The sequence below is a fragment of the Methylocella tundrae genome, assembly GCF_038024855.1.
Taxonomy (GTDB): Bacteria; Pseudomonadota; Alphaproteobacteria; order Rhizobiales; family Beijerinckiaceae; genus Methylocapsa; species Methylocapsa tundrae.
Window position 1 is genome coordinate 2558009 of record NZ_CP139089.1, and the last position, 19296, is coordinate 2577304.

Sequence of the window (19296 nt, forward strand, 5' to 3'; positions counted from 1 at the left end):
GAGGCGGCCCCTCATCCTGAGGAGCCGCGCAAGCGGCGCCTCAAAGGATGATCGCGATACTCAAGCTCTCGTGGTTCGAGATGCGCCTTAAAGGAAATTCGCTATGTCCACTGAAACCCGTTCAACGTCATTGTTCAACGCGCCGCTTCTCGCGGCCGCGCTCAAAGACGCCTTCATCAAGCTCGATCCGCGCCAATTGCTGCGCAACCCCGTGATCTTCGTCACCGAAGCCGTCGCTGCGCTGGTGACGGTGCTTTGGATCAAGGATCTTGTCCTTCATGTCGACGATCCCTTCTTCTCCGGGCAGATCGCCGCATGGCTTTGGTTCACCGTGCTGTTTGCGACCTTCGCCGAGGCGGTGGCGGAAGGGCGCGGCAAGGCGCAGGCGGAAAGCCTCCGTCGCACGAAGTCGGATCTCGTCGCCAAGCGGCTGCCCTCGGCCGCTTCCCCGATCCAGGCCTATAAGAGCGTCCCGGCGACGCAGCTGAAGCTCGGCGACATTGTCGTCGTCGAGGCCGGCGAGCTGATCCCCGGCGACGGCACGATCGTCGAGGGCCTCGCCTCCGTCAATGAAAGCGCCATCACCGGCGAATCGGCGCCGGTCATTCGCGAATCCGGCGGCGACCGCTCCGCCGTGACCGGCGGCACGATGGTTCTGTCCGACTGGATCAAGGTGAGGATCACGAGCGAGCCGGGCTCTTCCTTCATCGACCGCATGATCGCTCTCGTCGAGGGCGCCGAACGCCAGAAAACGCCGAATGAGCTCGCCCTGTCGATCCTGCTGTCCGGGCTTACGCTCATCTTCCTGATCGCAGTCGTCACGCTCTGGGGCCTTGCCAATTATTCGGCGACGGCGCTTTCAGTCGTCGTGCTCGTCGCGCTGCTCGTCACGCTGATCCCGACGACGATCGGCGGCCTTCTGTCGGCGATCGGCATCGCCGGCATGGACAGGCTGATCCGCTTCAATGTCGTCGCCACTTCGGGCCGCGCGGTGGAGGCCGCCGGCGACGTCGACACGCTTCTCCTCGACAAGACCGGCACCATCACCTATGGCAATCGCCTCGCGACGGAATTCTTCACCGTTCCTGGCGTCGACGACGGCCGCATGGCGGAAGCCATTCTGCTCGCAAGCCTTGCCGACGAGACGCCGGAAGGACGCTCGATCGTCGCCCTCGCCAAGACGGAATATGGCGTCGCGGAGCCGGACCTTTCCTTGAGGCCCGCGAAGATCATCCCCTTCTCGGCGCAGACCCGGCTCTCCGGCATTGATCTCGACGGCCGCTCGATCCGCAAGGGCGCGGTCGACGCGATCTTGAAGCTCGCCGGAATCAGCCCCGAGGCCCCGCCATTCGCTTTCCGCCAGGCGGTCGACAAGATCGCGCGCTCCGGCGGCACGCCGCTCGGCGTCAGCGAAAACGGCATCCTGCTCGGCGTCATTCATCTGAAGGACGTCGTGAAGCCGGACATCAAGGAGCGCTTCGCCGAACTTCGCGCCATGGGCATCCGCACCGTGATGGTGACGGGCGATAATCCGATCACCGCCGCGGCCATTGCCTCGGAGGCGGGCGTCGATGATTTCATCGCCGAGGCGACGCCAGAGGACAAGCTCGCCTATATCCGCAAGGAGCAGACGGGCGGCCGGCTCATCGCCATGTGCGGCGACGGCGCCAATGACGCGCCGGCTCTCGCCCAGGCCGACGTCGGCGTCGCCATGCAGACCGGCACGCAGGCGGCGCGCGAGGCCGGCAATATGGTCGATCTCGACAGCAATCCGACGAAGCTCATTGAGATCGTCGGCATCGGCAAGCAGCTTCTGATGACGCGCGGATCGCTGACGACCTTTTCGGTCGCGAACGACGTCGCCAAATATTTCGCCATTCTGCCTGCCCTGTTCGTTGCGACCTATCCCGAGCTCAGCGCCCTCAACATCATGCATCTCGCCTCGCCGAAGTCGGCGATTCTCTCCGCGGTGATCTTCAACGCGCTGATCATCGTCGCCCTGATTCCGCTGGCGCTCAAGGGCGTCGAATATAAGCCCGTCGGCGCCGCCGCGCTGCTGCGCCGCAATCTCCTGGTCTACGGCGTCGGCGGCCTCATCGCGCCCTTCATAGGCATCAAACTGATAGATCTCATCGTCTCGGCGGCGCATCTGGCCTAAGCTTTTGAATCTGGAGCGATTTCTGATCGATCGAATGACCCCATCCGATCGGAAAGCGCTCTAGATCACGACGATCGTCATGCTCTGAATAAACGGACTACACAGGATGGTTGGCCGCGTTTGGGATCGCCATCCTTAAAGGAGAGACAAATGTTGCAACATCTTCGACCGGCCCTTGTCATGCTGGCGCTGTTCACGGTCCTGACCGGCGTCATTTATCCCTTCGCTCTCACAGGCTTCGCGGCGATCGCCCTTCCCGGCGCCGCCAATGGCAGCCTCATCAAAAAGGGCGACGTCATCATCGGCTCGAGCCTCATCGGGCAGACTTTCACCAAGGACGTCTATTTCCACAGCCGCCCGTCGGCGACCAGCGCAGCCGACCCGAATGATTCGACGAAGACGATCGACGCGCCCTATAACGCCGATAATTCCTCGGGCTCAAACCTTGGCCCGACCTCGGCCAAGCTGATCGACCGCGTCAAGGCCGATATTGAAACACTGCGCGGCCAGGGTCTTGCCGGCCCCATCCCGGCCGATGCGGTGACGACGTCCGGCTCCGGCCTTGATCCCGATATTTCGCCGGCCTATGCGAAAGCGCAGGTTGCGCGCGTCGCCAAGGCGCGTAACCTGCCGGAAGCAAAGGTCGCCGCGCTCGTCGACGCCACCACATCAGGGCGCCTCCTTGGGGTTATCGGCGAGCCGCGCGTCAATGTTCTGGAGCTGAATCTGGCGCTCGACGGCATGAAGGGCAGCTAGCAAAAATTGGGCTGATCCTGACGCGCGCCGCTGATCGCAACGTCGCCGGGATCAGCCTGGAGATGGCGCAAAGCTGGATTGGGAAATGGCGGGCTCTGAACGCAAGGGTGAAAAGCAGCGGCCCGACCCCGATGCGCTTCTGGCGCTGGCGAGCAAGGAGGCGCGGGGCAAGCTCACCGTCTTTCTCGGCGCCGCGCCCGGCGTCGGCAAGACCTTCGCCATGCTGGCCCGCGCTCAGAGCCTCAAGGCCGCCTCCGACATCGTGGTCGGCCTTGTCGAGACCCATGGCCGCGCCGAAACGGCGGGGCTGCTCGAGGGGCTCGAGGTCCTGCCGCGCCGCACTGTCCCCTATCGGGGCCAGACGATCGAGGAATTCGACATTGACGCGGCGCTGGCGCGCAAACCCGGCATTATCATCGTCGACGAGCTGGCGCACACCAACGCGCCCGAAAGCCGTCATCCGAAGCGCTACCAGGACGTCGAGGAGCTGATCCGCGCCGGCATCGACGTCTGGACGGCGATGAACATCCAGCATCTTGAAGGCCTCTCCGACGTCGTCGCCCGCATCACCGGCGTCGCCGTGCGCGAAACCGTGCCGGACAGCGTGCTGAAGCTCGCCGACGAAGTCATCGTCGTCGACATCACGCCGGCGGAACTGATCCAGCGCCTCAAGGACGGCAAGGTTTATGTGCCGGATAATGCGCGCCGCGCGATCGACGGCTTCTTCAAGCCGGGAACGCTCACCGCCCTGCGCGAACTGGCGCTGCGCCGCACGGCGGACCGCGTCGACGACCAGATGGTCGACTTCCTGCGCCAGAACGTCATCGAAGGCCCTTGGGCGACCGCCGAGCGCCTGCTCGTCTGCGTTGGTCCCCAAAGCTCATCGGAAAAGCTGGTGCGCGCCGCGAGCCGGCTCGCCGACGGGCTCAATGCGCCCTGGACCGCGGTGCATCTCGAACGCGCGGGCGAAGAGCTCAATCCCCGCGCCGATAACGCCCGCATCGACGAGACCTTGCGCCTCGCCGAGCGGCTTGGCGCGGAGACCATGCGCGTCAGCGCGTCTGACTTCGCCACTGAGATCTTGCGCATCGCGCGGCGCGAGAACGTCACGCAGATCGTGCTTGGCCGATCGGCCGCCGGCTGGTGGTCGCACCTGCGCGGCAAATGCCTCAGCGACGCCATCATGCGTCAGGCGAGCGATATTGGCGTGCATATCATCGCCGATGAGGAGGCTGAGCCAAGCAGCGCGCCACGGTGGCGCCTGCCGGCGTTCAAGTTCGGCTCGATCGCCGCGCTCGCCACCGTCGGCTCTGTCGCCGGCGCGGTTCTGATCGGGCTGGGTCTTCAGCTGATCGTCAAACTGCCCAATGTTTCGATGCTGTTCATGATGGCCGTGCTGCTTTGCGCCATCTATTTCGGGCGCTGGTACGCCATCAGCGCGGCCGCTCTCTCTTTCTTCGCCTATAATTTCTTTTTCATTCCGCCGGTCTATACCTTGACGATAGCCGAGCCGCATGAATTTTTCGCGCTCATCCTTTTCCTGATCGTCGCCGTTCTCGCCGGCGGACTCGCCGGACGCATCCACGATCAGGCGGAGACGGTGCGCAAGCGCTCCGCCAGCACACAGGCGCTCTACGAGTTTTCGCGGAAACTTTCGGGCGCGGTCAAGCTCGACGACGTTCTCTGGGCGAGCGCCTCGCATTTGCGCAACGCGCTGAAGGCCGACGTCGTGCTGCTCTTGCCGGAGGACGGCGAGCTTCAGGTCAAGCTCAGCTGGCCGCCGGACGTCACGCTCGACGGCACGGAAATGACGGCGGCGCGCTGGGCGCTGGACAAAGCGGAGCCCGCCGGCCGCGGCAGCGGAACGCTGCCGAATCTCGCGTTCCAGTTCCGCCCCCTTTTGACGCCGCGCGGCGTCATTGGCGTCTGCGGCTTCCGGCAAGGCAAGGCGACGCCGCCGCTCGAGGCGGGAGAGGAGCGCGAACTCGCCGCTTTGCTCGATCAGACCGCGATTGCGCTCGACCGCGCCCTGTTGACGCGAGAGAGCGCCAAAACAGCGGCCCTGAAGCAGAGCGAGAAGCTGAATTCCGCGCTTTTGTCCTCGCTCTCGCATGATCTGCGCACGCCCCTGTCCTCGATCATCGGCGCCGTCACCACCTTGCGCCAGCTTGGCGAAAAAATGAGCGCCGCCAGTCACGATGATCTTCTCGCCTCAATCGAGGAAGAGGCGGGGCGCCTCTCGCGCTTCGTCTCCAACCTCCTGGACATGACCCGTCTCGAAGGCGGCGCGCTGAGGCCGAAGCGCGACTGGGTCGATGTCTGCGATGTGATCCGGGCGGCGGCCGATCGCGGCCGGAAGGCCTTTCCCGAACGCGCGATCGAGGTTAGCCTCGCGCTGGATCTGCCTCTCGTGCGAGGAGACGGGGCGCTGCTGCAACAGGTGCTGTTCAATCTGATCGACAACGCCAATAAATATGGCGGCGTTGATGCGCCGACCTCGATATTCGCCCGGCGCGACGGCGGCGATGTCGTGATCAGCGTCACGGATCTCGGCAAAGGAGTGCCCCCGGCCGATCTTGAGAGAATCTTCGACAAATTTGTTCGCCGCGGCAAGGTGGATGGCCGCGTCGCCGGGACAGGGCTCGGACTTTCAATCAGCCGCGGCTTTATCGAAGCCATGGGCGGCTCGATCAAGGCGGAGAGCCCGGCAGTGCGCAAGCGCGGGACGCGCATCGTCATTCGCCTGCCCGCCGCCGACGCCAATGTCGGCGAAAGGAGCCCGCCGTGAGCCTCGATCGCATTCTCGTCGTCGACGACGAGCCGCAGATCCAAAGGTTTCTGATGCCCGCGCTGAAGGCCGCGGGCTATGAAGTCTTGAGCGCCGATACGGGAGCAAAGGCGCTGAAGGCGATCGCCGTCTCCGCGCCTGACGTGATCATCCTCGATCTTGGCCTGCCTGACATGGACGGCAAGGAGATCATCAAGGAGGTTCGCGCCTGGTCCCAGGCGCCGATCATCGTCCTGTCGGCGCGCGACCGCGAGAGCGAAAAGATCGCGGCGCTCGATCTCGGCGCCGACGATTACGTCGAAAAGCCTTTTGGCGTCGGCGAGCTCATCGCCCGCATCCGCGCCGCGCTTCGCCATAAGGCCCATGACGCCGGCGAAAGCCTGCACGTCGAAGTGGACGGGCTCAAGGTCGACACGCTGAGGCGCATCGTCACGAAGAATGGCGAGCCGGTGCGGCTGACGCCGACCGAATATGACCTCCTCGCCATTCTCGTGCGTCACGCCGGACGCGTCGTCACCCATCGCCAGCTTCTCGGCTCGGTGTGGGGCCCGGCGCATGTCGAGGATACGCAATATCTGCGCGTCTTCATCGGCCAGCTGCGGGCCAAGGTCGAAGCCGATCCGGCGAATCCCCGCGTCATCCAGACCGAGCCCTCGATCGGCTACAGATTTGTGGGCGGCGACATGTGACTAGAGCGCTTTCCGATCGAATGGAGTCATTCGATCGATCAGCAATCGCTCCAGATTCAAAAGCTTGAGCTTATTCTTGTCGATCAAATCGATCTGATCGGAATATGCTCTAGTCAGCCCGCGATGCGGCCGCGGTCAGCCAGGCGGGATCGAAATAGCGATCGGCCTCGCCATCATAAGGGAGCCTCGTCACGTCCCAATGCTGGACGAAGGGCGCATAGGCCCGCCACACGGGCGGTCCGCCGCCGATGAAAACGAGCCGGTCGCTGAAGCGCTCCAGAACCGACTTCGGATCGTCGGTCGACCGCACCACGACGAGCGTCCGTCCGGGTCGCGCCCAGTCGGGAAAAGAGCCGATCGTGCATGGGCCCGCGATCAGCACATGGCCCTTGGTCAGCTCGAAAAATCGCGCGACGTCGGCCCTATACTCACGGCCGGGATTGCCCTCCCAGGGCAGGGCGCCCTTGAGGCCGAGTTGTCCCCGCTGTCCGATGGCGCAAATCACGCGAACCTCGCCCATCATCGTCTCCAGAAGAATGCCGGTCGCGCGGGCGAAAAACCCGCCTGAGCGTTGATCGAAGGGGACAGTCTCTAGGGGCAATGGCGGGAGCGCGCAACCGGCGGCGCTCTCATGGCCTGGGGTGATTGTGCTTCAAACCTCGTCTTTGAGGTCGACGCGCAGGGCGTAGGGCTCGCTGGCTTGGATGAGGGCGTTGTGGAGGCTTGCGGCGAAGCTTCGGGCGACGGCGCATTCATAGGCGTGGCCGGCGGTTGTGCGGCGGAGCTGGACGCTCATGCCGTGCAGCTCGGTGGCGGCGGCGGCGCCTGGCGGGAAGGCGGCCGGGTCGAGGTCGAGGCGGACGAGCTTGACGAGCGCGTCGGCGGCGCGCGGTCCGCTGAGCCTGAACGCCGTGAAGCCGTGCGAGACGTCGACGACGGTCGCGAGATCGCGCGCCGCCGCGATCAGCGCGGCGCGGCGCGGGGCGCGGTCTTTTCCGCGCGCAATGGCGTGCCAGCGCGACGGGCCGACGCCGACGAAGGAAAAGCCGCCCGCCTCGACGGTTTGCGGGCCGTCGGCCGGCGCCTGTCCGAACGCCGCGCCGATCGCCGCGATGAGCTCCGCCGTCCTGCCGCGGCGCGCCTCGATGTTGAAGCGGTCCTCCCCGGCGACCAGCTCCAGCGTCACGCCGGGCGCCGGCGCCGGCGCGCCAAAACGTCCGGCGCGAAAATAATGCGGCGTCAGTTCCAGGGCGAGCCCGGCCGCGGCGCCGGCCGCATGAGATGTTGCAAAGGGGTCAGACACGGGAGCGCTCGCCTTTCGGATCAACGAAGCAGGAGGCGACGATTTCGGCCGCGACGTCGCCGCCGCGAAGGGGATCGTAAACGCGCACTTTTTCGCCGATCCGGTCCGGGCCGCCCGACGCCAGGGCGAGGCCGATCCAGGAGGACAGCGTTGGCGACCAGCAGGCCGAGCTGATCCAGCCAAGATCCGTTTCGGCGCCAGGAACGGCGCCGGCCGGGATGATATGCGCGCCGCTGCGAATGCGTTGACCGGGATCGAGCGGCCTGACGCCGACGAGGCGCGGCCGGGCCGGATCGACGAGCGCCTCGCGCGCGCAAAGGACGCGGCCGACATGATCCTTGTCCTTGGCGAGCGCGCGCGCCATGCCGAGATCATAGGCGGTGGTCTGGCCGTTGATCTCGCCGCCGGCGGGATGGCCTTTTTCGATGCGCATCACGCCCATCGCCTCGCTGCCATAGGCGACGACGCCATAAGGTTCGCCGACCGCCATGACGCGGCGGATCAGCGCGTCGCCAAAGCCCGCCGGAACGCCAAGCTCGAAGGAGCGCTCGCCGGAGAAGGACAGCGCGCAAAGGCGCGCCGGAACGCCGCCGCAGATCGTGATCTCGGCCGCCCGCATCGGCGGAAAATCCGCCTGGGTGATCAACACCGGCGCGTCGACGAGCGCCTGCAGCACCGCCGGGGATTTCGGCCCGGCGATGGCGAGCTGCGCCCAGCCGTCGGTGACCGCCGTGAGGTTGACGTCGAGCTCCGGCCACAGCACCTGCCGGCAATATTGCATGTGCCGGTAGACCGGCGCCGCGTGCGCCGTCGAGACATAGGCGACATATCTGTCCTCGGCGAAGCGGGCGAACATGCCGTCGTCCTTGAGGAAGCCGTCCTCGCGCAGCATGATGAGATAGCCGCAGCGCCCGACCTTGATCGCCGACGGGCGCATGGCGCAGACGAGATCGAGGAACTTTGCCGCGTCCGGCCCCTCGACCTCGACTTTGCCGAGGGTCGAGACGTCGGTCACGCCGACGCCTGAGCGCACCGCATTCACCTCGCGGTTGGCCGTCGCCAGAAGATCCGCGTCGCCGGCGAGCGGAAAATACTGCGGCCGCTTCCACTGGCCGGCGTCGACGAAGGGCGCGCCGCGCTCCAGCGCATAGGCGTGGATCGGCGTCTCGCGCAAAGGCTTGAAGGCGCCGCGCCGGTGCGCGCCGGCGACGGCGCCGAGGGCGACCGGAACCACCGGCGGGCGCGCCAGCGTGACGCCGGTCTGCGGGATCGACTGGCCGGTCAGCTGCGCCATGATGGCGAGCGCGTCGAGGTTTGCGGTGCGGCCCTGGTCGGTCGCCATGCCGAGCGTCGTATAGCGCTTCAGATGTTCGACCGAGCGATAGCCTTCGCGATGGGCGAGGATGACGTCGGAGGCGGTGACGTCGTGCTGGAAATCGACGAACACCCTGGCGTCCCCGCCCCGGCCCGGCCGCCACCAGGCGGGCGCTGATCCCGCCGCGCTGTGCCGGATGGCGGGAAGCTCGACCGGCTTGACCGGGAGGCCGAGCGCCTGCAGGGCCGCAGAGCCCGCGTCGGCGCCGCTTTTCAGCGCCTCGCCCGGCGCGAAGACGCCGGCCGCCGCCCCCGCCATGTGAAGGCCGTCGACGCCAGGGGCGAGGAACGCCTGGATCTTGTCGGACCAGGCCGGACGGCCGCGAAAACAGCTCGCAAGCTGAATAGAGGGGTTGAAGCCGCCCGAGACGGCGAGCGCGTCGACGGCGAAGTTTTGCGCGGCGCCCGATCCTTTGACCGTAATGGCGCTGAGGCCTTTGCGCCCTTGCGTGGCGACGACGGCGCCATTGAGCACGACGGGAACGGCCTTCGCCACATCGGCGAACTCCGCCGGCGCCTTTTCGCGCGCGTCGATGACGACGACCGGAGGGAGCCCCGCCTTGATGAGGTCGCGCGCGGTGAGCCAGCCGTCGTCGGTCGCCGTATAGACCGCGATTTGGCGGCCCGCGGCGACGCCGAAGCGGTTGAGATAAGACCGCACGGCGCCGGCCAGCATGATCCCCGGCCGGTCATTGTCCGGGAACGCCAAAGGCCGCTCGCTCGCGCCCGTCGCGATAATGGCGCGGCGGGCGGCGATGCGCCAGAAGCGCTGGCGCGGCGTGAAGGGCGGCGGCTCCGGCAGATGGTCGGCGACCCGCTCCAGCGCCGCGAACACGCCGCCGTCAAAAGCCGCGACGACGCTGGCGCGCGAAAAAACGCGGACATTCGGCATGGCGGCGAGTTCGGCGGCGACGGAGTTCACCCATTGGGCGGCCGGCTGGCCGCCGACGCTCTCGCGCTCATCGAGAAGCCGGCCGCCAAGGCGTGGCTGATCCTCGCAGAGAATGACTTTCGCGCCCGATCGCCCGGCGGTCAGCGCCGCCATCAGCCCGGCGCCGCCGCCGCCGGCGACAAGCAGGTCGCAATGGGCGTTCGAATGCTCATAGCTGTCCGGATCTTCGAGCGCGCTGGCGCGGCCGAGCCCGGCGGCGCGGCGAATGACCGGCTCATAGATTTTTTCCCAGAAGGACGCCGGCCACATGAAGGTCTTGTAGTAGAAGCCCGCCGCGAACACCGGCTTCAACAGGCCGTTCAGCGCCATGACGTCGAAGCCGAGCGAGGGCCAGCGGTTCTGGCTCGACGCGACAAGGCCGTCGTAGAGTTCGATCGTCGTCGCCTTGACGTTGGGTTCGCGGCGCGCGCCGGAGCGCAGTTCGACGAGCGCGTTCGGCTCCTCGTGCCCCGCCGAGAGCACGCCGCGCGGACGATGATATTTGAACGAGCGGCCGACGACGCGCACGCCATTGGCGAGCAGCGCCGAGGCCAGCGTGTCGCCGGCGCAGCCTTGATAGCTCCTGCCGTCGAATGTGAAGGACAGCGGGCGCGAGCGGTCGATGAGGCCGCCGGAGCCCAGCCTGAAGCCGCCGCCGCTCATGACGCCTGCTCCGGCGCCCGCGTCGCCTCGACCTTCAAAATGTCGTGCGTGCGCGTGTCGCGCTCGATGAGAAGCCAGCTCTGGCATCCCGCCGCGTGGAACCAATGTTCGCGGTGGAGCCCGGCCGGGTTGTCGCGCAGATAGACGGCCGTGGCGAAGGCGGCGCGGCTCGCGGCGCTGTCGAGGCCGCCGTCGGCGCCGGGCCGCGCCACGGCTTCGCCATTGACCGCGAACTCGGCAAGGTCGCGCGGCCCGCAATAGGGACACTGGATCAGCATGCGTCAAAACCTTGTGCCGGGCGCCGGTGACGATCATTCATGACGATTATCATCTCAATGCAGATTGGGCGACGGACCGGCGCCCTTTTCATCGATGACGCGGCCGCTTTCGAAACGGTCGAGCCGGTAGGCCGCGGCGGCCGGATGCGGCTCGCCTTTGGCGATCAGATGCGCGAAGCAGAAGCCCGCCGCCGGCGTCGCCTTGAAGCCGCCGTAGCACCAGCCGCCATTGAAGAACAGCCCGTCGACCGGCGTCCTGTCGATGATCGGCGAGCCGTCCATGCTCATGTCCATGAGGCCGCCCCAGCTGCGCAGAATGCGCAGGCGCCCGAGCATCGGCATCAGGGCCATGGCGTTTTCGGCGACGTCGGCGAAGATTGCGAGGCTGCCGCGCTGCGCATAGGACGGATAGGGCTCAAGATCGCCGCCGAAGACGAGGCTGCCCTTGTCCGATTGCGAGATGTAAAAATGCCCGGCGCCGAAAGTGACGACGCAGTCGATCACCGGCTTCAGGCTTTCGGACACAAAGGCCTGCAACGCATAGCTTTCGATCGGCAGCCGCAGTCCGGCGAGCGAGGCCACGCGGGACGAGTTGCCGGCGACCGAGACGCCGACGCGCCGCGCGCCGATAAAGCCTCGCGTCGTCTCGACGCCGATGATCTTGCCGTTCTCCTGCCTGAGGCCGGTGACTTCGCAGTTCTCCACGATGTCGACGCCGCGCCGGTCGGCGGCGCGCGCATAGCCCCACACCACGGCGTCGTGGCGCGCCGTGCCGCCGCGCCGCTGCAGCAGGCCGCCCTGCACCGGGAAGCGGGCGTTGTCGAAATCGAGATAGGGCGCCATTTTCCGCACGCCCTCGCGGTCGAGCAGCTCCGCGTCGACGCCATTGAGCCGCATGGCGTTGCCGCGCCGCGCGAAAGCGTCGCGCTGCGCGTCGCTGTGACAGAGGTTGAGCACGCCGCGCTGCGACACCATGGCGTTGTAGTTGAGGTCCTGCTCCAGCCCCTCCCACAATTTCATGCCGAGTTCATAAAAAGGGATGTTGCCGGCAAGCAGATAGTTCGACCGGATGATCGTCGTGTTGCGTCCGGCGTTGCCGGAGCCGATCCAGCCTTTTTCGATCACCGCGACGTCGCGGATTCCGAATTCCCTGGCGAGATAATGGGCGGTGGCGAGGCCGTGGCCGCCGCCGCCGATGACAATCACGTCATAGGCCGCCTTCGGCTGCGCCTTGCGCCAGTGCGGCGTCCAGCCGGCGCCGCCGTTCAGCGCGTTCTTCAAAAGCTCAAAGCCGGAGAATGTCATCCGTCATATCTTTCGGCGCGGATTTGTGATCGACGCGGGCGCCGCGCGCCGGCGCCCATGAGGCTGCGTTTCAGCAATCCAGCGTGTGGTCGCGCTCCCAGTCGCTGAGATGGCGCGTATAGTCCTGCCATTCCTGGTGCTTGAGCTTGGCGTAGGAGCTGACGAAGGACTCGCCAAGGCCCTCCTTGACGATCTTGGAGGATTCGAAGAGACGGAGCGCGTCGAGCAGATTCTGCGGCAGCTTCTTCGCGCCATTGACCTTGTGCGGCTCGGCGTACATGTCGAAGTCGGAGCGCTCGCCCGGATGACGGTTGCTCTTCATTCCGTCAAGGCCGGCGACGAGGACGCTGGCCTGCAGCAGATAGGGATTCGTCGCGCCGTCGGCGAGGCGGAACTCGAAGCGTCCGCCTTCGGGAATGCGGATCATATGCGTCCTGTTGTTGCCGGTGTAGGTGATCGAGTTCGGCGCCCAGGTCGCGCCGGAGGTGGTGCGCGGCGCGCTGAGGCGCTTGTAGGAGTTGACCGTCGGATTGGTGAGGGCGCAGAGCGCGTCGGCGTGCTCCATCAGGCCGCCGAGGAAACGGTAGCCGAGCTCCGAGACGCCAAGCTCGCCGTCCTTGTCTTCAAAGGCGTTGTCCTCGCCGCGCCAGAGCGACACATGCGAGTGGCATCCAGAGCCGGTCAGATTGAGGAACGGCTTCGGCATGAAGGTCGCCCGCATGCCGTGTTTCTCGGCCAGCGACTTCACCATATATTTGAAGAAGGAGTGCCGGTCGGCGGTCTTCAGCGCCTCGTCATATTCCCAGTTCATCTCGAACTGCCCGTTGGCGTCCTCATGGTCGCTCTGATAGGGCTTCCAGCCGAGCTCGTCCATCGCTTCCGAGATCTCGGTGATGACCTCATAGCGCCGCATCAGCGCCTGCTGGTCATAGCAGGACTTCGCCTGCTTGTCGGCGCCGTCCGCGATGCAGGAGCCGTCGGGCGCGAGCAGGAAAAACTCGCATTCGACGCCGGCCCGCATCTCATAGCCAAGCTCTTTCAGTTCGGCGATGAGGCGCTTCAGCACATTGCGCGGGCCCTGATCGACCGGCTTGCCTTCCATGTAGAGATCGGCGGCGAGCCAGCCGACTTCCCGCTTCCACGGCAGCTGGATGAGGCTGTCCGGATCCGGCACCGCGAACATGTCCGGCATGGCGGGCGTCATATCGAGCCAGGTCGCAAAGCCCGCAAAGCCCGCGCCGTCGCGCGCCATCTTGTCGATCGCCCGCGCCGGCACCAGCTTGGCGCGCATGTGGCCGAACAGATCCGTGTAGGATACCAGGAAGTTCTTGATGCCGCGCTCCGCGGCGACTTCCGATAGCAGGGTCGACATAAGCTTCCTCTCCAAATATTGTGACCGTTGGTTGGCCGATACGAACCTTCGAATTGTTCAAGCAATTCGAAGTCCACAGCTGAGGCGACGTGGGTCTGCGCCCGCTATCGTTCTCCGGCTCCCGGAATCCACGACGTCCCGGCGAGCGGAACGCCGGCCATGGCGGCGGCCTCCACCGTCAGCGCCACAAGATCCTCCGGCTCGAGATTATGCACATGGCTCTTGCCGCAGGCGCGCGCAATGGTCTGCGTCTCGAGCGTCAGCACCGACAGATAATTGGCGAGCCGGCGCCCGGCCGCGATCGGGTCAAGCCGCTTTGCGAGCTCGGGGTCCTGCGTCGTGATGCCGGCCGGATCGCGCCCTTCATGCCAGTCGTCATAGGCGCCGGCGGTCGTGCCAAGGGCCTGATATTCGGCCTCAAGATGCGGGTCGTTGTCGCCCAGCGCGACGAGAGCCGCCGTGCCGATCGAGGCGACGTCCGCGCCAAGCGCCAAAGCCTTGGCGACGTCGGCGCCGTTGCGGATGCCACCCGAGACGATGAGCTGCACCTTGCGGTGCATGCCAAGGTCGCGCAGCGCCTGCACGGCCGGCCGGATCGCCGCCAGAATCGGAATGCCGACATGTTCGATGAACACTTCCTGCGTCGCCGCCGTGCCGCCCTGCATGCCGTCGAGAACGATCACGTCGGCGCCCGCCTTCACCGCCAGCGCGGTGTCGTAATAGGGCCGCGACGCGCCGACCTTCACATAGATCGGCTTCTCCCAGTCGGTGATCTCGCGCAGCTCCTCGATCTTGATTTCGAGATCGTCCGGCCCGGTCCAGTCGGGGTGGCGGCAGGACGAGCGCTGGTCGATGCCTTCCGGCAGCGTGCGCATCTCGGCGACGCGCTTCGAGATCTTCTGGCCAAGCAGCATGCCGCCGCCGCCCGGCTTCGCGCCCTGTCCGATCACCACCTCGATGGCGTCCGCCCGGCGCAGATCGTCGGGGTTCATGCCATAGCGCGAGGGCAGATACTGATAGACGAGGATCGAGGAATGGCCGCGCTCCTCCTGCGTCATGCCGCCGTCGCCGGTTGTCGTCGACGTGCCAACCACCGAGGCGCCGCGCCCCAGCGCCTCCTTCGCCTGCGCCGAGAGCGAGCCAAAGCTCATGCCCGCGATGGTGATCGGGATCTTCAGTTCGATCGGCTTCTTGGCGAAGCGCGCGCCGAGCACCACCGAGGTGTCGCATCTCTCGCGATAGCCCTCGAGCGGATAGCGCGACATCGAGGCGCCGAGAAACAGGAGGTCGTCGAAATGCGGAACCTTGCGTTTGGCGCCGCCGCCGCGGATGTCGTAAATGCCCGTCGCCGCCGCGCGCCGGATCTCCGACATCGTCTGCGGATCGAACGTCGCCGAATAGCGCGGCAAGGTGCGCGGGATACGAATCTGATCGTTCATCAATAGGCCCCCGCATTGTCGACATGGAAATGGTAGAGCGCGCGCGCCGAGCCGTAGCGCCTGAACTCGCCGACGTCGACTTCGCCCGCCGCGCCCGCCCGCTCCAGCGTCGCGTAGAGCTCGGCGCGATGCATGTCGTCCATCGGCTTTTCGACGCAGTCCGCGCCAAGGCTCTTCACCGCGCCGCGCACATAAAGCTTCGCCTCATAGATCGAATCGCCGAGCGCGTCGCCGGCGTCGCCAAACACGGCGAGCGTCCCCGCCTGCGCCATGAAGGCGGACATCGGCCCGATCGAGCCCTTGACGATAATGTCGACCCCCTTCATCGAAATGCCGCAGCGCCCCGAAGCGTTGCCCTCGATGACGATGGCGCCGCCATGCGCCGTCGCGCCCGCCGCCTGGCTGGCGTCGCCCTTCACATAGATGAGGCCCGACATCATATTCTCGCCAAGGCCAAGCCCGGCGCTGCCGTTGACGATCACCGTCGCGCGCTTGTTCATGCCGGCGCAGTAATAGCCGACGTCGCCGTCGATCTCGATCGTCACGTCGGCGTCGACGCCGGCCGCCACGGCGTGCACGCCGCGCGGATTGAGAACCTGCCAGCGCGCGACATTGCCGCCTTCCCTGATCGCGTGAAGGGCGGCGTTGAGTTCACGCACCGAAGTCGCGGCGAGGTCGACCGCTTTCGCTGAAAATTGAGTGGTCATGCGGCGCGGTCCCAGAAATAGACGGTGGCGGGATTGGGCTCGAAGACGCGGGCGTTTTCGATGCCCGGCAGGCGGCTCAGAGCGCGATATTCGGTGCCGAACGCGACATATTGCTCGGTCTCCGCCATCACCGCGTGCTTGCAGCCGATCGGATCGCGCAACACGCCAAAGCCCGTGTCGGTGCCGACCACGAAAGTGTAGAAGCCGTCGAGATCCTTCAGCGAGGCTTCAAGCGCGCCGCCAAGGCTTTCCCCCTGCGCAAGACGCCACGACAGATAGCCGGCGGCGACTTCCGAATCATTCTCCGTCGCAAACGAAATCCCCTCGCGCGTCAGCCGGCGGCGCAGCTCATTGTGGTTCGAAAGCGAGCCATTGTGCACAAGGCACTGGTCCTTGCCCGTCGAAAATGGATGCGCCCCAGCCGTCGTCACCGCCGATTCCGTCGCCATCCGCGTATGCCCGACGCCATGCGTCCCGCTCATCCGCGAAAGACCGAACCGCCGCGCAACATCCGCCGGAAGTCCAACCTCCTTGTAAAGCTCCATATGCGAGCCGACCGAACTCACCGTCAGATCATCGTCAAGATCCCCGATCGCCGACAGCGCCAGGCCCGCCTGCTCCGCCGCAACCGTCACCACAACATGCGTGCCCCGCGCGACGACGTCGACCTCGCCATCAAGCGCCGAAGCCAGCGATACAGCCAGCGCCCCGGCGTCAAACAAACGCCCCGCGCGAAGCGTGATCTTGATCCGCTCCGGCGAGCCATCGCCATAAATCGCAAAACCAGCGCTGTCCGGACCCCGCGCCGTCATCGTCTCAAGCATCACCGCAAGATGCCGGCCAAGATCCGGCTCAAGCGACGGGTCCTTAAGGAACAATCCCACTATGCCGCACATCGCTCAAATGTCTCCCGTCGATATTTCGTGTCAGGAAAATAGACATCGCCGTAAGAAAAATACAAGACCAAAAATGGAGATTTGCGCAAAATATATTCTTGACAGGCAAATCAGGGATGGCCCAGGATTTAGGAAGTCGTCTTAAGCATTTGAATTCAGTGACTTAGCCTATGATCAAAAGCGCTTCCATCTTAGGCATATCGCCACGAAAATGTGCAACGACTTCTGAATCCGGTTGACAACGAGCCGAGAGTTGTCTTGTCTTTCGTAAAAAGAAAGAACTGTTCCTAATAAGAATGGAGAGGAAAATGGCCCAACATGATGACCCGCGCGTTGACGGGATGTTCCGACGCGACGCCATTGGGGCGCTCGCGGCGGTCGTTCTGGTATGGCTGCTCTACGCTTTCACTTATTACACGCTGTCCGAAGTTTTCAACCAGCTTGGGTTGAGCGCCCTGATGGGCGGCCTCGCGCTTTGCGTTCTGGTTTTGAACGCATCGTCGATCATCGCGATGATCAAACACTTCAGCGAAGACAGGACCGCGATCTACAGCCGCGATCTCTACTACCTCGATCTCTTGCGGACCAACCGCGCCGGAGGGTCGAAATAATGGCTTACGAACCTCCGAAGCAATCAACCGCTGGCCAGATCTTCGACGCTTTGCTGATGATGGCGCTGGTCATCGTGACCTTGTATGCGCCGCTTCTCCTGAAGCTCGCGGGCGGCGGAACGACGACGCAGGAACTCGACGCATCGAGCTGGCGGACTCTCGGTCAGAACGCCGTCATGTCCCAGCAATGGGAGAAACTCGGATTCACACCGGCCACCGCCGCGCCGATCATCGCCGTCCGCTTCGATTACGTCATCAACTGGGGAACTCTCGCCCTCTCTTTCGCGGTGATTATCGCATACTTCGTTGTTCTCATAAAAATATCCGACAGGCAGTACAAAGATGTGATTGCCGAGCATTTCGGACCAGCGCAGAAAATCAATAAAGTCTAGCTCCAGGGAGGACGACGTGATTCTACTATTCAATATTGCGGCCTGGAGCGTCTCCGGACTGCTCATGGCCTGGATGCTGTTTGATCTCATTCGCGTTAACAGGCAGTTCGACGAAGACTACCTCTTATCTTCGCATGAAGGCGATATCGTCGATACCGAAGAGGCCGAGAAGGCGGAGGGGCTGCTATGAACAAGATCGACACTATTTCGTCGCCCGGCGGCAAGACATTTGTCCCGTCGGAAAAAAAAGTTGCGCTCTCGCGCGTGCTCGGCCCCGGACATGTCTGGGCGCTCGGCGTCGGCATCGTTCTCGTCGGCGAATTCATGGGCTGGAATTTCGCCGTCGGCAAAGGCGGCGCCGTCGCCGCTCTGACAGCCTGCTGGCTCGCCGGCATCCTCTATACCTGCGTCGCCATGATCGACTCGGAAATTACCTCGACGGTGGCGGCCGCCGGCGGCCAATATGCGCAAGCCAAGCACATCATCGGGCCGCTGATGGCTTTCAACGTCGCCCTTTATCTCGTCATGGCGTATACGATGCTCGAAGTCTCCAATGCGATTGTCGCCGGAGATCTTCTGCAATCATTCGCCACCGACCTTGGCATTGCCGGCAGCATCGACAAACAGTCGGTCATTGTCCTGACGATCGTCTTATTATCATGGTTCAATTATCGCGGCGTTCTGGCCACGTTGACGCTGAACCTCATCATCACGGCCATCGCGTTCATCTCGATCGCCGTCCTGTTCTTCTACATCAAGCCGTGGTCGGACGGTCAAAACGAACAGCTGCACGCGCTGCTGACGGGGCTCCCCTATGGGACCCTCGGCATTCTCGCCTCGCTGCACTTTGGGCTTTGGTTTTATTTGGGCATAGAGGGCACGACCCAGGCGGCCGAAGAGGTTCGCTCTCCCGCGCGCTCCTTGCCGCTTGGAACCATGACCGGCATGATAACCCTGCTGATCGCGGCGACAGCGACCTGGTATATCGGGGCCAGCCTGATGCCATGGGAATATCTCGGCCAGTCGATCACGCCGCTTTACGACGCGGCCAAGCTGACGAGCAACAAATATCTTGAGATTTTTCTCTTCTTCGGGACGTTGTTTGCAACATTCGCCTCGGCTAATGGGTGCATCAATGACGCCTCGCGCGCCTGGTTCGCGATGGGCCGCGACCGTTACATGCCGATCTGGTTCGGCGCCGTTCATCCCAAATATCGCACGCCCTATCGCTCGGTCGTCTTCTTTGTGCCGATCGCAGTTCTCTTCGCCGTTTCGACGCCGCTCGATCAGACCATCACCTTCTCGATTCTCTCGGGTCTGCTCGGCTACACGCTGATGGCGATCAGCATCTTCCTGTTCAGGCGCAAATGGCCGCTGAAAAGCATCGACCGGGGCTATGTGCACCCGTTTCATCCAATACCGTCTCTGCTGCTCATGCTCCTCTGCTGCCTCGCCTTCTTCGCGGTCTATCTTGGCTACGGCACGCAGCTTCTGGCGATGATGGCCTTCTATATCGTGGCCTCGGCCTGGTTCGTCCTGCACCGGTATAAATATGTGCGTCGCGGCGACCAGTTCACCATGCCCTGGCCGCGCCCGCAGGGCTACTGATCGCCCCACCCGAGATATGGCGCGCG

17 protein-coding genes are annotated in these 19296 nt (G+C 64.8%); 8 read left to right on the forward strand and 9 right to left on the reverse strand.

The window, feature by feature from the left end; genetic code table 11:
• The first annotated feature begins 103 nt into the window (after positions 1-103).
• The 4 genes from kdpB to SIN04_RS14085 all read left to right on the forward strand — a co-directional run bounded on the left by kdpB (position 104) and on the right by SIN04_RS14085 (position 6391).
• Positions 104-2158: a potassium-transporting ATPase subunit KdpB gene (gene kdpB, locus SIN04_RS14070; RefSeq protein WP_134490162.1), complete on the forward strand. Its 2055-nt coding sequence runs from the start codon at positions 104-106 to the stop codon at positions 2156-2158.
• A gap of 150 nt (positions 2159-2308) precedes the next feature.
• The gene (gene kdpC, locus SIN04_RS14075) at positions 2309-2914 is read left to right on the forward strand and encodes a potassium-transporting ATPase subunit KdpC (protein ID WP_341263995.1); all 606 of its coding nucleotides are present in this window, start codon (positions 2309-2311) and stop codon (positions 2912-2914) included.
• 85 nt (positions 2915-2999) lie between these two features.
• Positions 3000-5702, forward strand: a complete 2703-nt coding sequence (locus SIN04_RS14080; protein WP_134490166.1) for a sensor histidine kinase — start codon at positions 3000-3002, stop codon at positions 5700-5702.
• On the forward strand, positions 5699-6391 hold the full coding sequence (locus tag SIN04_RS14085) for a response regulator (protein WP_134490168.1): 693 nt from the start codon (positions 5699-5701) through the stop codon (positions 6389-6391). The genes SIN04_RS14080 and SIN04_RS14085 overlap by 4 nt, the downstream gene beginning before the upstream one ends.
• 109 nt (positions 6392-6500) lie before the next feature.
• Here the strand turns inward: SIN04_RS14085 and SIN04_RS14090 are convergent, their stop codons facing one another.
• The 9 genes from SIN04_RS14090 to SIN04_RS14130 all read right to left on the reverse strand — a co-directional run bounded on the left by SIN04_RS14090 (position 6501) and on the right by SIN04_RS14130 (position 16659).
• Positions 6501-6911 (reverse strand): dihydrofolate reductase, encoded by a 411-nt coding sequence (locus SIN04_RS14090; protein WP_134492540.1) that lies wholly within the window; start codon positions 6909-6911, stop codon positions 6501-6503.
• 132 nt (positions 6912-7043) lie between these two features.
• The gene (locus SIN04_RS14095) at positions 7044-7694 is read right to left on the reverse strand and encodes a sarcosine oxidase subunit gamma (RefSeq protein ID WP_166795941.1); all 651 of its coding nucleotides are present in this window, start codon (positions 7692-7694) and stop codon (positions 7044-7046) included.
• Positions 7687-10662, reverse strand: a complete 2976-nt coding sequence (locus SIN04_RS14100) for a sarcosine oxidase subunit alpha family protein (protein ID WP_341263996.1) — start codon at positions 10660-10662, stop codon at positions 7687-7689. The genes SIN04_RS14095 and SIN04_RS14100 overlap by 8 nt, the downstream gene beginning before the upstream one ends.
• A complete protein-coding gene (locus tag SIN04_RS14105) occupies positions 10659-10940 on the reverse strand; it encodes a sarcosine oxidase subunit delta (protein ID WP_134490172.1) in 282 nt (93 codons plus the stop codon). Before SIN04_RS14105 ends, SIN04_RS14100 begins: the two co-directional genes overlap by 4 nt.
• A gap of 54 nt (positions 10941-10994) precedes the next feature.
• A complete protein-coding gene (locus SIN04_RS14110; protein WP_341263997.1) occupies positions 10995-12245 on the reverse strand; it encodes a sarcosine oxidase subunit beta family protein in 1251 nt (416 codons plus the stop codon).
• 70 nt (positions 12246-12315) lie between these two features.
• Positions 12316-13617: a type III glutamate--ammonia ligase gene (glnT, locus tag SIN04_RS14115; RefSeq protein ID WP_134490174.1), complete on the reverse strand. Its 1302-nt coding sequence runs from the start codon at positions 13615-13617 to the stop codon at positions 12316-12318.
• Between the two features lie 104 nt (positions 13618-13721).
• Complete coding sequence (locus SIN04_RS14120; protein WP_341263998.1) at positions 13722-15056, reverse strand: FMN-binding glutamate synthase family protein; 1335 nt, start codon at positions 15054-15056, stop codon at positions 13722-13724.
• Positions 15056-15763 carry a protein glxC gene (locus SIN04_RS14125; protein WP_134490542.1) on the reverse strand — a complete coding sequence of 236 codons (708 nt, stop codon included), beginning with the start codon at positions 15761-15763 and terminating at the stop codon, positions 15056-15058. The genes SIN04_RS14120 and SIN04_RS14125 overlap by 1 nt, the downstream gene beginning before the upstream one ends.
• The gene (locus tag SIN04_RS14130; protein ID WP_134490540.1) at positions 15760-16659 is read right to left on the reverse strand and encodes a class II glutamine amidotransferase; all 900 of its coding nucleotides are present in this window, start codon (positions 16657-16659) and stop codon (positions 15760-15762) included. The genes SIN04_RS14125 and SIN04_RS14130 overlap by 4 nt, the downstream gene beginning before the upstream one ends.
• A gap of 308 nt (positions 16660-16967) precedes the next feature.
• Between SIN04_RS14130 and SIN04_RS14135 the strand changes: the two genes are divergently transcribed.
• From SIN04_RS14135 to SIN04_RS14150, 4 genes are read left to right on the forward strand one after another with little or no spacing between them, the layout of a single operon-like run.
• Positions 16968-17270 (forward strand): hypothetical protein, encoded by a 303-nt coding sequence (locus SIN04_RS14135; protein WP_134490176.1) that lies wholly within the window; start codon positions 16968-16970, stop codon positions 17268-17270.
• Entirely contained in the window at positions 17270-17662 is a 393-nt protein-coding gene (locus SIN04_RS14140; protein WP_197731986.1) for a hypothetical protein, read from the forward strand. Before SIN04_RS14135 ends, SIN04_RS14140 begins: the two co-directional genes overlap by 1 nt.
• Positions 17663-17678: 16 nt before the next feature.
• Positions 17679-17852 (forward strand): hypothetical protein, encoded by a 174-nt coding sequence (locus tag SIN04_RS14145; RefSeq protein ID WP_166795942.1) that lies wholly within the window; start codon positions 17679-17681, stop codon positions 17850-17852.
• Positions 17849-19270 (forward strand): APC family permease, encoded by a 1422-nt coding sequence (locus SIN04_RS14150; protein WP_134490178.1) that lies wholly within the window; start codon positions 17849-17851, stop codon positions 19268-19270. The genes SIN04_RS14145 and SIN04_RS14150 overlap by 4 nt, the downstream gene beginning before the upstream one ends.
• Positions 19271-19296: the final 26 nt, after the last annotated feature.

Bases quoted from the DNA above. Each gene is read 5' to 3' on its own strand.
- kdpB (WP_134490162.1), top strand. From the start codon at position 104: ATGTCCACTGAAACCCGTTCAACGTCATTGTTCAACGCGCCGCTTCTC.
- kdpC (WP_341263995.1), top strand. From the start codon at position 2,309: ATGTTGCAACATCTTCGACCGGCCCTTGTCATGCTGGCGCTGTTCACG.
- SIN04_RS14080 (WP_134490166.1), top strand. From the start codon at position 3,000: ATGGCGGGCTCTGAACGCAAGGGTGAAAAGCAGCGGCCCGACCCCGAT.
- SIN04_RS14090 (WP_134492540.1), bottom strand. From the start codon at position 6,911: ATGGGCGAGGTTCGCGTGATTTGCGCCATCGGACAGCGGGGACAACTC.
- SIN04_RS14100 (WP_341263996.1), bottom strand. From the start codon at position 10,662: ATGAGCGGCGGCGGCTTCAGGCTGGGCTCCGGCGGCCTCATCGACCGC.
- SIN04_RS14105 (WP_134490172.1), bottom strand. From the start codon at position 10,940: ATGCTGATCCAGTGTCCCTATTGCGGGCCGCGCGACCTTGCCGAGTTC.
- SIN04_RS14110 (WP_341263997.1), bottom strand. From the start codon at position 12,245: ATGACATTCTCCGGCTTTGAGCTTTTGAAGAACGCGCTGAACGGCGGC.
- glnT (WP_134490174.1), bottom strand. From the start codon at position 13,617: ATGTCGACCCTGCTATCGGAAGTCGCCGCGGAGCGCGGCATCAAGAAC.
- SIN04_RS14120 (WP_341263998.1), bottom strand. From the start codon at position 15,056: ATGAACGATCAGATTCGTATCCCGCGCACCTTGCCGCGCTATTCGGCG.
- SIN04_RS14125 (WP_134490542.1), bottom strand. From the start codon at position 15,763: ATGACCACTCAATTTTCAGCGAAAGCGGTCGACCTCGCCGCGACTTCG.
- SIN04_RS14130 (WP_134490540.1), bottom strand. From the start codon at position 16,659: ATGTGCGGCATAGTGGGATTGTTCCTTAAGGACCCGTCGCTTGAGCCG.
- SIN04_RS14135 (WP_134490176.1), top strand. From the start codon at position 16,968: ATGGCCCAACATGATGACCCGCGCGTTGACGGGATGTTCCGACGCGAC.
- SIN04_RS14140 (WP_197731986.1), top strand. From the start codon at position 17,270: ATGGCTTACGAACCTCCGAAGCAATCAACCGCTGGCCAGATCTTCGAC.
- SIN04_RS14150 (WP_134490178.1), top strand. From the start codon at position 17,849: ATGAACAAGATCGACACTATTTCGTCGCCCGGCGGCAAGACATTTGTC.